This is a genomic window from Nocardia alba NBRC 108234 (assembly GCF_001612665.1).
Lineage (GTDB): Bacteria > Actinomycetota > Actinomycetes > Mycobacteriales > Mycobacteriaceae > Nocardia > Nocardia alba.
Genome location: NZ_BDAX01000002.1, coordinates 589,868 through 603,534 on the forward strand (window position 1 = coordinate 589,868; position 13,667 = coordinate 603,534).

General features: G+C 67.9%; 11 protein-coding genes. 8 read left to right on the plus strand and 3 right to left on the minus strand.

Going from position 1 to position 13,667, the window contains the following annotated elements; all coding sequences use genetic code 11:
* Positions 1-153 precede the first annotated feature (153 nt).
* The gene (locus NA12_RS04450; RefSeq protein ID WP_067446226.1) at positions 154-2,331 is read right to left on the minus strand and encodes a malate synthase G; all 2,178 of its coding nucleotides are present in this window, start codon (positions 2,329-2,331) and stop codon (positions 154-156) included.
* 241 nt (positions 2,332-2,572) lie between these two features.
* Between NA12_RS04450 and NA12_RS04455 the strand changes: the two genes are divergently transcribed.
* The 5 genes from NA12_RS04455 to NA12_RS04475 are packed head-to-tail and all read left to right on the plus strand — an operon-like array spanning position 2,573 to position 9,763.
* Positions 2,573-3,208, plus strand: a complete 636-nt coding sequence (locus NA12_RS04455; protein WP_067447467.1) for a TetR/AcrR family transcriptional regulator — start codon at positions 2,573-2,575, stop codon at positions 3,206-3,208.
* A 2-nt stretch (positions 3,209-3,210) separates the two neighbouring features.
* Positions 3,211-4,500, plus strand: coding sequence for an acyl-CoA dehydrogenase family protein (locus tag NA12_RS04460; protein WP_067446229.1), 1,290 nt, complete (start codon positions 3,211-3,213; stop codon positions 4,498-4,500).
* A 42-nt stretch (positions 4,501-4,542) separates the two neighbouring features.
* Complete coding sequence (betT, locus tag NA12_RS04465; protein WP_084472349.1) at positions 4,543-6,702, plus strand: choline BCCT transporter BetT; 2,160 nt, start codon at positions 4,543-4,545, stop codon at positions 6,700-6,702.
* Positions 6,699-8,213, plus strand: a complete 1,515-nt coding sequence (locus tag NA12_RS04470; RefSeq protein ID WP_067446232.1) for an aldehyde dehydrogenase family protein — start codon at positions 6,699-6,701, stop codon at positions 8,211-8,213. The genes betT and NA12_RS04470 overlap by 4 nt, the downstream gene beginning before the upstream one ends.
* Positions 8,210-9,763, plus strand: a complete 1,554-nt coding sequence (locus NA12_RS04475) for a GMC family oxidoreductase (protein WP_067446235.1) — start codon at positions 8,210-8,212, stop codon at positions 9,761-9,763. Before NA12_RS04470 ends, NA12_RS04475 begins: the two co-directional genes overlap by 4 nt.
* A 1-nt stretch (position 9,764) precedes the next feature.
* On the opposite strand, the gene NA12_RS04480 is transcribed toward NA12_RS04475, so the two are convergent.
* Complete coding sequence (locus NA12_RS04480) at positions 9,765-10,037, minus strand: hypothetical protein (protein WP_067446238.1); 273 nt, start codon at positions 10,035-10,037, stop codon at positions 9,765-9,767.
* Between NA12_RS04480 and NA12_RS04485 the strand changes: the two genes are divergently transcribed.
* The 3 genes from NA12_RS04485 (at position 10,036) to NA12_RS04495 (ending at position 12,657) form a co-directional block, all read left to right on the plus strand.
* A complete protein-coding gene (locus tag NA12_RS04485) occupies positions 10,036-10,578 on the plus strand; it encodes an HNH endonuclease (RefSeq protein WP_067446240.1) in 543 nt (180 codons plus the stop codon). The two genes, NA12_RS04480 and NA12_RS04485, sit on opposite strands and share 2 nt — an antisense overlap.
* Entirely contained in the window at positions 10,575-10,829 is a 255-nt protein-coding gene (locus NA12_RS04490; protein WP_067446242.1) for a WhiB family transcriptional regulator, read from the plus strand. The genes NA12_RS04485 and NA12_RS04490 overlap by 4 nt, the downstream gene beginning before the upstream one ends.
* A gap of 160 nt (positions 10,830-10,989) precedes the next feature.
* Positions 10,990-12,657 carry a vWA domain-containing protein gene (locus tag NA12_RS04495; protein WP_067446244.1) on the plus strand — a complete coding sequence of 556 codons (1,668 nt, stop codon included), beginning with the start codon at positions 10,990-10,992 and terminating at the stop codon, positions 12,655-12,657.
* 9 nt (positions 12,658-12,666) lie between these two features.
* On the opposite strand, the gene NA12_RS04500 is transcribed toward NA12_RS04495, so the two are convergent.
* A complete protein-coding gene (locus NA12_RS04500) occupies positions 12,667-13,500 on the minus strand; it encodes a Vgb family protein (protein ID WP_481354940.1) in 834 nt (277 codons plus the stop codon).
* Positions 13,501-13,667 lie beyond the last annotated feature (167 nt).

Sequence of the window (13,667 nt, forward strand, 5' to 3'; positions counted from 1 at the left end):
GCGGTGTGACCGTTTTTGTGACCGTTTTGAGCGTGACGAGCCGGTATCCACCGTGATCTCCGGTGACGACAGAGGCCCCGCCTCGGATTTCTCCGACGCGGGGCCTCAGACGAAAAGTGCTGCTACGAGCTACTTTTCAACGACGAAACAGCACTACTTCTGTGCGGCCTTGAACTCGCGACGACGGCGGTGCAGGATCGGCTCGGTGTAGCCGTTGGGCTGCGTGGTGCCTTCCAGGACCAGTTCCTTGGCGGCCTGGAACGCGATGTTGTCATCGAAGTTCGGGGCCAGCGGGCGGTAGGTCTTGTCGTTCGCGTTCTGGCGATCGACGACCGGGGCCATCCGCTCGAGGCTGGCGATCACGTCGGCCTCGGTGACGATGCCGTGGCGCAGCCAGTTGGCGACCAGCTGGCTCGAGATGCGCAGGGTGGCACGGTCTTCCATCAGGCCGATGTCGTTGATGTCGGGCACCTTGGAGCAACCGACACCGTGATCGATCCAGCGGACCACGTAGCCCAGGATGCCCTGGGAGTTGTTGTCCAGCTCCTGGCGCTTCTCATCGTCGGACCAGTCGGTGGACTGGGCCAGGGGGATTTCGAGGATCTGGTCGACGGTGGCGCGCGGGCCGCCCTTGGCGATCTCGGACTGCCGCTTGAACACGTCCACCAGGTGGTAGTGGGTGGCGTGCAGGGTGGCGGCGGTCGGCGAGGGCACCCATGCGGTGTTGGCGCCGGCCTTGGGGTGGCCGATCTTCTGCTCGAGCATGCCCGCCATCAGGTCGGGCATGGCCCACATGCCCTTGCCGATCTGCGCCTTGCCGCTCAGGCCCTTCGCCAGGCCGGTGTCGACGTTCCAGTCCTCGTAGGAGGTGATCCAGGTCTGGGCCTTCATCTCGGCCTTGCGGACCATGGGCCCGGCCTCCATGGAGGTGTGGATCTCGTCGCCCGTGCGGTCGAGGAAGCCGGTGTTGATGAACACCACGCGTTCCTTGGCGGCCTCGATGGAGGCGGCGAGGTTGACCGTGGTGCGGCGCTCCTCGTCCATGATGCCGACCTTGAGGGTGTAGCGGGTCAGGCCGAGCACGTCCTCGATGCGGCCGAACAGCTCGTTGGTGAACGCGGCCTCGTCGGGACCGTGCATCTTCGGCTTCACGATGTAGACCGAGCCGGTGCGGCTGTTGGACAGCGCGGCCGAACCGTTGAGCGAGTGCACGGCGATCAGCGAGGTGATCAGACCGTCGAGGATGCCCTCGGGCACCTCGTTGCCCTCGGCGTCGAGGATCGCGTCGGAGGTCATCAGGTGGCCGACGTTGCGCACGAACAGCAGCGAACGACCGTGCAGGACCAGCTCGGAACCGTCGAGCGCGGTGAACACGCGGTCGGGGTTCATGGTGCGGGTGAAGGTCTTGCCGTTCTTGGTGACCTCTTCGGCCAGATCGCCCTTGTTCAGGCCGAGCCAGTTGCGGTAACAGGCGACCTTGTCCTCGGCGTCGACCGCGGCGACCGAGTCCTCGAAGTCCATGATCGTGGTGAGCGCGGACTCGAGCACGATGTCCTTGACACCGGCGGTGTCGGTCGAGCCGATCGGCGAGGTCGCGTCGATCTGCAGCTCGATGTGCAGGCCGTTGTGCTTGAACAGCAGCGAGGTCGGGGCCTCGGGGTCACCGAGGTAGCCCAGCAGCTGCGAGGCGTCGGCCAGGCCGATGTCGGTGCCGTCCTCCAGGCCGACCTCGAGCTCGCCGTCGACGATCTTGTAGTACGCCGAGCCGAGGTGCGAACCGGTGATCAGGGTGACGGCGTCGTCGAGGAAGTTGCGGCCCCACTCGATGACCTTGTCGCCGCGCACGCGGTTGTAGCCCTTGCCCTTCTCCGCGCCGTTGGCCTCGGGGATGGCGTCGGTGCCGTAGAGCGCGTCGTAGAGCGAACCCCAGCGCGCGTTGGCGGCGTTGATCGCGAAGCGCGCGTTCATCACCGGCACCACGAGCTGCGGGCCCGCGGTGGTGGCGATCTCGGCGTCGACGTTGCCGGTGCCGATCTGGAACGGCGCGGGCTCGGGCCGCAGGTAACCGATCTCGGTCAGGAACTGCTTGTAGGCGGCCTTGTCGTAGCCGGTGCCCGGGTTCTCGCCGTGCCAAGCGTCGAGCTTGCCCTGGAACTCGTCGCGCTCGGCGAGCAGAGCGCGGTTACGCGGGGCGAGGTCGTTGATGATCTGCTCGGCACCGGCCCAGAACGCGGCGGAATCTACGCCGGTACCGGGGAGCGCCTCGTTCTCGATGAAATCGTGAAGAACGCTCGCCACCTGGAGCCCGCCGACCTGAATCCGCTCTGTCATCTACTGCCTCACTTTGGTGAAAACCGGATGGGAAAACTCGATGTCATGTTACCCGTGGGTACAGGTGACACCTCGTGTGGGTTCGAACGCCCGATGCGCTCCGTCCATTCCGACACGCCGAGCCACGAAGGTCGCGAGCGCGGCCGAGGCCGGTCACCCTCTTGATTGTAGGTGCGGGGGCGATTAATGTACTGACCGGAACATTAAGTCGCGTGTCGGACCGGACGGAGACGCCGTGACCATCGACCCGACATCCCCGGCACGCCGTCGCGGACGCCCCCGTGCCACCGAGCGCGCCGACACCAGGGAACGGATCCACAACGCCGCGCTCGAGCTGTTCGCCGAACGCGGCTTCCACGCCACCGGCGTGGCCGAGATCGGCGCGAGAGCCGACGTCCAGCGAGGCGCGCTGTACTACCACATCGGATCGAAGGAAGACCTGCTGTGGGCGATTCTGCGGGACTACACCCGCCTGCTGCTCGCCGACGCCGAACGCATCATCGAGGCCGACGCCGATCCGGTCGAGACCCTGCGCAGACTGATTCGCAGTCACGTCGAACTGATCGTCACGCATCGGCGCGCCGTGGCAGTACACCTGCGTGACGCCGACGCGCTCACCCACGAACACGCGGTCGTGCTCCAGCAACTCCGTGACCGACTACAGCGCCACTGGCAGGACGTGATCGACGCGGGCCACGCCGCCGGACAGTTGCGCACCACCGACCACATCGTCACCAACGGCGTGCTCGGCATGCTCAATTCCCTCGGCTACTGGTATCGCGAGAGTGGCACCCACTCCCCCGCCGAGATCGCCGACATTCTCACCGACACCGTCTTGTCCGGGCTCCGCGCCGCGGGCGACAACACGAAAGGCTGACCATGGCTTGGGATTTCGAGACCGATCCGGAGTACCAGCGCAAGCTCGACTGGGTGGCGGAGTTCGTTCGCACCGAGGTCGAGCCCCTGGATCTGCTCTACCCCAATCCCTACGACCGGGCCGACCCCGAGATCCGGGCGCTGATGCGGCCGCTGCAGCAGCAGGTCAAGGATCAGGGCCTGTGGGCCTGCCATCTGGGACCCGAGCTCGGCGGTCCCGGTTTCGGCCAGCTGAAGCTGGCGCTGCTCAACGAAGTGCTCGGCACCTCGATGTGGGCGCCGCTCGTCTTCGGTTGTCAGGCACCGGATTCCGGGAATGCCGAGATCCTGGCGCACTTCGGCACCGAGGAGCAGAAGGCGAAGTATCTGCAGCCGCTGCTCGACGGCGAGATCGGCTCCTGCTACGTGATGACCGAGCCCACCGGCGGCTCCGACCCCACCGCGTTCCGCACCACCGCGGTGCGCGAGGGCGACGACTGGGTCATCAACGGCGAGAAGTGGTTCAACTCCGCCGCCGAATTCGCCACTTTCCACATCGTGATGGTGGTGACCGACCCCGCCGCCGAACCACATCAGCGGTTGTCGATGTTCATCGTGCCCGCCGACGCACCCGGGCTCGAGCTGGTCCGCAACTTCACGGTGCCCGGGTTCAGCGAACACGAAGCGCATCTGCGCTTCACCGATGTCCGGGTGCCCGCCGATCATCTGCTCGGTGCGATAGGCGCCGGGTTCGTCGTCGCGCAGACCCGGCTCGGCGGCGGACGCGTGCACCACGCGATGCGCACGGTCGCGCTGGTGCGCAAGGCTTTCGACATGATGTGCGAGCGCGCGGTGTCGCGCCCGGCCCGCAAGGGTGTCGTCGGCGGCTTCCAGATGACCCAGGAACGCATCGCCGACAGCTGGATCCAGATGGAGCAGTTCCGGCTGTTGGTCCTGCGCACCGCGTGGCGCATCGACCAGGCACAGGACTACCGCGCCGTCCGCAAGGACATCGCCGCCATCAAGATCGCCATGCCGACCGTCATGAACGACATCGCCCGCCGCGCACTGCATCTGCACGGCGCGATGGGCGTGAGCACCGACCTGCCCTTCCTCGACATGACCACCTACGCCGAGGTCATGGCCATCGCCGACGGCCCGACCGAGGTCCACAAGATCACCCTCGCCAAGGAAGTGCTCAAGAACTACGCGCCGGGAGATCCGGTGTATCCGAGTGGATACCGACCGGCGCTCGTCGAACAGGCCCGCGATCTGGTGGCGCGCAGGCTCGAACACGAGGTGGGCAACCGCTGAAGGTCCCCGATCGCGGGGTAGGCACGAACTAGCCTGCCTCGCATGGGTGGTGTCAGCAATCCCGGGGACAACGGCACGCAGCGATCACCTACCGGGACCACGCACGAGGTGGTCGCGGTCGCTGACCGGCGGTCGGTCAACAAGCCCGTATTCGGCTTCGCGGCAGGCACTGTGCTCGCCTTCGGGATCTGGGCACTGGCCTCCCCGTCGACCGCCGAGACCGTCGTGGGCGAGGTCAAGACCTTCACCACCACCTGGTTCGGCTGGTGGTACTTCGTGCTCGCCACGGGCATCCTCGGCCTCGTCGTCTTCCTCGGCGCCAGCCGGTACGGCCGCTACCGGCTGGGGCCGGAGGAGTCACGGCCGGAATACAGCCTGTTCTCCTGGACCTCGATGCTGTTCGCGGCGGGTATCGGCATCGACCTGATGTTCTTCTCGGTCGCCGAACCCGTCTACAACTACCTGCGCCCCCCGCTCGGTGAGCCGGGCACCAACGAAACCGCCCGCAACGCGGTGGCCTGGACGATCTTCCACTACGGCATCACCGGCTGGGCCATGTACGCGCTGATGGGCGGCGCGCTCGCCTACTTCGCGTTCCGGCACAACCTGCCGCTGACGATCCGCGCCGCGCTCTCGCCGATCTTCGGCAAACGCGTGCACGGCCGGTGGGGCGACGCTATCGACGTGGCCGCGGTGCTCGGCACCATCTTCGGTATCGCCACCTCGCTGGGCATCGGCATCGTGCAGCTCAACTACGGCCTGCACCAGCTGTTCGGGATCCCCCAGGGCAAGGCGGCCCAGATCGGGCTGATCGCACTATCTGTTGCGATCACCACGATCTCGGCGACCACCGGGGTCGACAAGGGCATCCGGCGATTGTCCGAGCTCAATGTCATCATGGCGATCGCGCTGCTGATCTACATCCTGGTGACCGGCCACACCGATTTCCTGCTCAACGGTCTGGCCCAGAACGCGGGCGACTACCTCTCGACCTTCCCCGACCGAACCCTCGACACCTTCGCCTGGGAGCGCAATCCGGAGACGGCGAACGCGCCGTCGACCTGGCTGGACAGCTGGACGCTGTTCTTCTGGGCGTGGTGGGTGGCCTGGGCGCCGTTCGTCGGCCTGTTTCTCGCGCGTATCTCGCGCGGGCGCACGTTGCGCCAGTTCATCTTCGGCGTACTGGTCGTGCCGTTCAGCTTCACCCTGATGTGGATCTCGATCTTCGGCAACAGCGCGCTGGAAGTGGCCAGGGACGACCGGGACTTCGCCGAGAAGACCGCGGCCCAGGCCGAGCTCGGTTTCTACTCCCTGCTCGAGAAGTATCCCGGCGCGACACTGCTGCTCGGCGTCGCGACCATCACCGGGCTGCTCTTCTATGTGACCACCGCCGATTCGGGATCGCTGGTCATGGGCAATTTCACCTCGAAACTGCCCGATCCGATGGCCGACTGTGCCACCGGCACCCGCATCTTCTGGTCGGCCGCGATCGGCGTGCTCACGTTGTCGATGCTGTTCGCCGGCGCGGGCGGGTCCATCACGACCCTGCAGAACGCCACCATCATCATGGGGTTGCCGTTCTCGTTCGTCTTGGCGCTGATCGGCGTCGCGCTGCTGCGCGCCGTCCACAACGAGTCGTTCAAACTCGACAGCTATCGCACGTCGTTGCCCAAGGCTTTCGCCGCGGGCCGTGGCCCGGCCGAGCTCAGCAGTTGGCGTCGCCGGTTGATCTCGACCATCAATTACCCGGGGCGCGGCGCCACCCACGCGTTCATCACCGGCACCGTCGAGCCGGCGATGCACGATGTCGCCGCGGAATTCGAGCACATGGGCATGACGGCCACCATCGACGATTCCCAGTCCAACGAGGGTCTGCCGTCGCCGCGGCTGCTGGTCGATCAGGCCAGTGAGCCCCGGTTCGAATACGGCGTGTGGCCGGTCTCGGCACCGGCCCCGACCTACGCGGTGCTCGCGCAGCGCTCCAGCGACCGCTACTTCCGCTGTGAGGTCTATCTGGCCGAGGGGTCACAGGGCTACTCGCTCAACGCCTACAGCCGTGAGCAGATCATCGGCGACATTCTCGACCAGTACGAACGCCACCTCGGCTACCTGCACCTGCGCCGCGCGGCGGCCGATCACCACGAGCCGGAGCCCACCGACGGCGACAGCACCGACCGCGAACCGCGAAGGGATCCAGTATGAGCGACACCCTCTATATCGACGGTGCCTGGCGACCGTCAGTTTCCGGACAGACGCGCGAAATACGGTGTCCGGCAGACAATTCCCTGGTCGGTGTCGTCGCCGAAGCCGGGCGAGACGACACGGTCGCCGCGATCACGGCGGCCCGCCGGGCCTTCGACGAAGGACCGTGGCGACGCACCGGCGCCACCGAACGGGGCGAGCTGCTGCTGCGCGTCGCCGACGCGATCGACGCGATGCGCGAGGAGTTCGCGCACGCCGAAACCCTCGACACCGGCAAACGCCCCTACGAGTCCGACATCGACATGACCGATATCGCGAACTGCTTCCGGTACTTCGGCAAGCTCGCCGCCGACGACGCGGGCCGGGTCGTCGACGCGGGTTCGGCCGACATCGACTCCCGCGTCGTCTACGAACCGGTCGGTGTCTGCGGGCTGATCACCCCGTGGAACTACCCGCTGCTGCAGGCGGCCTGGAAGATCGCCCCCGCGTTGGCGGCGGGCAATACGTTCGTCCTCAAACCGGCCGAACTGACTCCGCACACCGCGATCGCGCTGATGTCGGTATTCGACTCCCTGAAAGTGCCCGCCGGGGTGGCCAATCTCGTCCTCGGCGCGGGCGCCACCGCGGGGGCGCCGCTGTCCGAGCATCCTGACGTCGACCTGGTCTCGTTCACCGGCGGGCTCGCCACCGGCAAGATCATCGCGCGCGAGGCGGCCGCCACGGTCAAGAAGGTGGCGCTCGAGCTGGGCGGCAAGAACCCGAATGTGATCTTCGCCGACGCCTGCGATACCGACGAGCGGCTGGCCGCGAGCGTCGACAACGCCTTGAACGGGGCGTTCCTGCACTCCGGCCAGGTGTGTTCGGCGGGCGCGCGGCTGGTCATCGAGGAGTCGGCGCACGACCGTTTCGTCGACGAACTGGTGCGTCGCGCCGAGCACATCCGGCTCGGCCTGCCGTTCGCCGAGAGAACCGAAACCGGGCCGCTGATCTCGGCCGCCCATCGCGACAAGGTGCACGCCTATGTCGAGCGGGCCCGCGCCGAGGGCGCCGTCATCCGCACCGGTGGCGCGTTCGCCACCGGTGACCACGGCTCCGGGAATCTCGACGACGGCTGGTTCTACCTACCGACCGTCATCGACGGCGCCACCCGGGCGATGGCGTGCGTGCACGACGAGGCGTTCGGCCCCACCGTCACCGTGGAGACCTTCACCACCGAAGACGAGGCCGTGGCCATCGCCAACGACACCGAGTACGGACTCGCGGGCGCGGTGTGGTCCGGCGACGCCGCCCGCGCCCGCCGCGTCGCCGCCCGGCTCCGGCACGGCACGGTGTGGGTCAACGACTTCGGGCCCTACCTGCCGCAGGCCGAGTGGGGTGGGTTCGGTCGCTCGGGGGTCGGCCGCGAACTCGGTCCCACCGGGCTGCACGAGTACCGCGAGGCCAAGCACGTCTACGAGAACCTCCGGCCGGGCGTCACCGGCTGGTTCGCCGATCGGGAGGAACAGCGATGACCACCTACGACTACGTGATCGTCGGCGGCGGTTCCGCGGGAGCGGCGATCGCGGCGCGGTTGTCGCAGGACCCGTCGGTGACGGTCTGCCTGCTCGAGGCAGGGCCCTCCGATGTCGACGACCCGGCCGTCCTGCGACTCGACCGCTGGATGGAACTGCTGGAATCGGGCTACGACTGGGACTACCCCATCGAGCCGCAGGAGAACGGCAATTCCTTCCTGCGCCACGCTCGCGCCAAAGTGCTCGGCGGCTGCTCCTCACACAACAGCTGTATCGCGTTCTGGGCGCCGCGCGAGGACCTGGATTCCTGGGAACGCGAATACGGTGCCACCGGGTGGGGTGCGGATTCGGTGTATCGGCTGTATCCGCAGATCGAGACCAACGACGCCCCCGGTGCCCATCACGGGCGCGGCGGCCCGGTACACATCATGACGGTGCCGCCGAACGATCCGTGCGGGGTGGCTCTGCTCGACGCCTGCGCGGCGGTGGGTATCCCGCGCGCCGAGTTCAACGCCGCACGCACAGTCGTCAACGGCGCCAACTTCTTTCAGATCAACCGGCAAGCCGATGGGACGCGCGCGTCGTCGTCGGTCAGCTACCTGCACCCTCATCTCGGCAGGCCGAACCTGACCGTCCGGACAGGCGCCTGGGCCAAGAAGATCGTGGTCGAGAACGGGCGAACCGTCGGGGTCGACATCACCGACAACGCGTTCGGCCGCACCACCCGGATCACGGCGAACCATGAGGTGATCGTCTGCGCGGGCGCCATCGACTCGCCGAAGCTGCTCATGCTGTCGGGCATCGGCCCCACGGTTCACCTGCGCGAGCACGGCATCGAGGTGATCGTCGACTCCCCCGGCGTCGGCGCGAACCTGCAGGACCACCCGGAGGGCGTGATCGGCTTCGAGACGACCCGACCGATGGTGGACAGCTCCACCCAGTGGTGGGAGGTCGGCATCTTCACCCCGACCGAGGACGGACTCGACCGGCCGGATCTGATGATGCACTACGGCAGCGTCCCCTTCGACATGCACACCCTGCGACAGGGGTACCCCACCGCCGAGAACACCTTCTGCCTGACACCGAACGTCACCCATGCCCGCTCTCGCGGCACAGTGCGCTTGCGCTCGCGCGATTTCCGGGACAAGCCGAAGGTCGACCCGCGCTACTTCACCGACCCCGAGGGCCACGATATGCGCGTGATGGTCGCCGGTCTGCGCAAGGCGCGCGAGATCGCCGCGACCGCACCGCTGTCGGAGTGGGTCGCGCGTGAGCTGTACCCGGGGCCGGACGCGCGGACCGACGCCGAACTGGCCGACTACGTCCGCCGGACCCACAACACCGTTTACCACCCGGTGGGAACCGTCCGCATGGGCGCGCCGGACGACCCCATGAGCCCCCTCGACCCCGAACTGCGCGTGAAGGGCGTCGAGGGTCTGCGGGTCGCCGACGCCTCGGTGTTCCCCGCCCACACCACCGTCAACCCGAACATCACCGTCATGCTCGTCGGCGAACGCTGCGCCGAGCTCGTCGCCGCCGACCGAAAATAAATCAGCCGACATTTCGGACGCGATATGCCACCATGATTTCACGCGGGTGATTCGCATCGGGCGAGGAACCGACGAACAGCATCGAGAGGAGGAGACGGCCGTGAAAAAGCAAGCGCCACAGCGAGAATCGGGTAGGACCTATCGCCGCGCGAATTCGGTCCATCGCGCGATGCGCCTGGATATCGAGGCATCGGGCCGTCTCCTGATCGTGGCCTGACCGGCCCACCCACTTCCGTACCTGACGTTCCTTCTCTCGAAACATGGTGATTCCCATGATGATTCGTCATGTCGTCGACCCGACGGCGCCCGCTTCCGACACCTGGATACACACCAGGGTGCTCGTGCTGAACGCCAGCTACGAGGCCCTCGACGAGATCACCGCCGATCGGGCCGTGACCCTGCTGATCAGCGGCGCCGCCGAGACCGTGCTCGAGCGGGCGCCGCGTTTCCCGATCCGCTCGCAGCATCTGGTCATCGCGTTGCCGGAGACGATCCGGCTGGTGCGCTACGTCTACCTGGCGCACGTCGCGCCGATCGGTGACGACAGTCGCGCCACCCTGGCCGGGGTGTTGCGTCGGGACAAGCACCGATGCGGCTACTGCGCCGACTGGGCGCACACCGTCGACCACATCCGCCCGCGCAGCCGGGGCGGACCGAATACCTGGAGCAATCTCGTCGCCTGCTGCGCACCGTGCAATTCGGGCAAGGCCGACCGCACCCCGGAAGAAGCGGGAATGCGGCTGCTGTGGGAGCCCAAGGCTCCCGACCCCCTCGCCCGCAAGCAGCGCCGGATCTGGAAGGAGTACGCGCCGTGACCACCACCGACCTCGCACTGACCGAACTGCTGACCCTGTCCGATTCGGGGCAGTGGCACCGCGCCGCCTGTCGTGGTGACCCCAACCATGAGGCGTGGTTTCCCTACCCGTCGCAGGACTTCGACTACGCGCGCGAGATCTGCGCCGGGTGCCCGCTGCTCGCGGGGTGCGGCGAGTACGCGGCGCAGACAGGTCAGTCCGGGGTGTGGGGTGGTCGTGAATACGATCGCGGCCGCGTGATTCGCGCGTGAGCGGCCGAGCCGGGCGCACTGCGGTGCCCGGCTCGCCGCGTTCGGCACACACCGCATGGTTGCGCGAACTGCCTCGACCGGGCCGCATGCTGTGACCTGCGGCGATGCGCATCGGGATGCGCTGTGCTGCGGTTGGGTGCGGTGTCCCTAAACTTGCCGCGTGGGTACGCATCGCAACGGGACCAGTTCTCGAGGTATCAGCAAGGGTCCGGTTATCGCGGCATCGGTACTCGTCGTGGTGCTCGTCGCCGTCTTCGGGTGGTTCCAGCTCCGCGATCGCGCCGCGACCACCGACGTCGCGGCCGCCGCCGAGTGCGTCGAAGGGGCTTCACAGCTCGACGTCACCGTCGATCCCGCGATCGCGGGCCCGGTGCGCGCCGCGGCCGACCGCTTCAACGCGACCAAGCCGCGCGTGCGTGACCACTGCGCGCAGGTGAAGGTCGCGGCCCGCCCGTCGAGCGCGCTGGTCGTCGGCCTCGCCGACGCGACGAAGTGGGATCCGGGTCTGGGGCCGCAGCCAGGGCTGTGGATCGCCGACTCGAGCCGGTCGATCGAGCTGGTTCGCGTTCCCGGTCTGATCGAGGGCGCCCCCGCCTCGATCGCCACCAGCCCGATCGTGCTGGCCGTACCCGATGCCCTGCGCCGAGCGCTCGAACAACACCAGATCGCGTGGGCCGACCTGCCGCGCCTGCAGCAGGGCTCCCTCGATGAGATCGGTCTGCCGGGCTGGGGCGGCCTGCAGATGGCGCTGCCCGCGGGTGACGCCACGAGCGCCGCCGCCGCGTCCATCGGCGCCGCGATCTCGGGGACCGAACCGTTGACCGAGCAGGCCGCCAAGTCGGGTCAGGTCGTCGCCGCGATCTCCGGACTCGCCGCGGGCGCGCAGACACCGGCCGACCTGATGACCGCCATGTCGGCGATCAGCGCGAATCCCGCTGACGACGCTGTGCACGCGGTCGCCGCGACCCAGCAGCAGCTCGGTACCGGGGGACTCACCGCGTACCGGCCGGTCGGCAGCGCGCCGCTGGCCGACTATCCCGCGGCACTGCTGTCGGGTCCGTGGGTCGACAAGACCCAGAACCTGATCGCGTCGCGATTCATCGACTTCCTGCGCGCGCCGGAGCAGGCGGGTGCGCTCGCCACCGAGGGCTTCGGGCCCGCCATCGGCTCGGCACCGGCGAATCCGCCGCGCACGGCGCTGGAGAAGGTGCAGTCGGCGCTGGCGAATCCGGTTCTCGGCGTCAACGCGACGGTCCTGCTCGACGTGTCGTCGTCGATGGGTACCGCGGAGGGGTCGACCACCCGGCTGTCGAACGCGATCGCCGCTGTCGCCTCGACGCTGCAGGTGATGCCGCCCGATTTCGGGCTCGGCCTGTGGACGTTCGGCAAGAACATCGACGGCACCACCCCGTACAAGACACAGGTGGCCACCGCGCTGCTCACCGACTCCCAGCGCAACGCGGTCGGTTCGGCGGTCACCGCGGTGAAACCGAGCCAGCTCACCGCGGATCAGGCCTACCCGAGCTTGCTCGCCGCCTACCGCGCCGCGGTCGCCGGGTACGCCCCCGGTCGCACGAACTCGATCCTGCTGATCACCGACGGCCCCGACGACGATTCGACGCTGACGGGTACCGCACTGGTCCAGGAGATCACCGCGGCGACCACATCGAGCAAGCCCATCCGTGTCGACGTCGTCGTGATCGGCGGCCAGGGCACCCAAACGCTGCAGACCCTCGCCGACCAGACGGGCGGCACCTACACCCGGATGCCGACGAGCAACGACCTCGGCTTCGGCACCGCGGTCGTCAAGGCGCTCACCACACCGTAAGGCACGCCATCACACGGAAACCTGCACCAGCGCACCGGATTCCATCGCTACCCAGAGATAGCCTGCCGCATCGACGGTGAGTCCGTGCGGTTCGGCGCCCGGTAGGTCGAGGTGGGTGATCGCGCCGTCGACGGTGATCCGCCCGAGACGGCAGCTCGCCCACTCGGTGAACCACAGCGCACCGTCCGGTCCCGTCACGATCGCGTGCGGTCGAGCGTCGGTCACCGGGAGGGCGAACTCGGTGATCTCACCGTCGGGGTCGATGCGACCGATGGCGCCCGCGCCGATTTCGGTGAACCACACCGCGTTGTCGGGACCTGCGGTGATGCCGACCGGCGCGGCCGACGGCGTGGGCAGCGGGTAGACGCGCGGCGCGAGGTCGGCGTCGACGCGGGCGATCGCGTGGGCCTGGTTCACCGTGAGCCACAGTGCGCCATCGGGCCCCGGCGTGATCATCGACGGCATGCCGTCGACCTCGACGCCGGTGACCTCGCCGTCCACGCCGAGTCGCCGGACCCGACCTGCCCGCAGTTCGGTGAACCAGAGCGCACCGTCGGATCCGACGCAGGCACCGTACGGTCCGTCCACCGACCTGCTCGTCACCGCACCGTCAACAGTGATCCGTCCGAGCCTGTCACCCTGGAACTCGGTGAACCACAGCGCATCATCGGCACCGGCGACGATCACCGTGGGTTGTCCGTCGGACTGCCCCAGCGGATGAGACCGCACGAGCCCTTCGGCGAATCGTCCGATAACGCCCTGTGCCACCAGCGTGAACCACAGCGCCCCATCGGGTCCGACGGCGATCCCATACGGAGCGCCTGGCACGTCGACCACCTGCACTATCTCAGCCAAATGTTCTCAGTTCCCTTCTGCGTTCCCGGGAACGCAGAAGGGAACTACGCCACCGAGATCATCCGGCACAGGCTCGCACCGCTGCCGTCCATCATCCAGGAGCCGGTCACCGCCGACCGAGCGAACCGAGCCGTCGGCGTGGCAGCCGCGCCGGC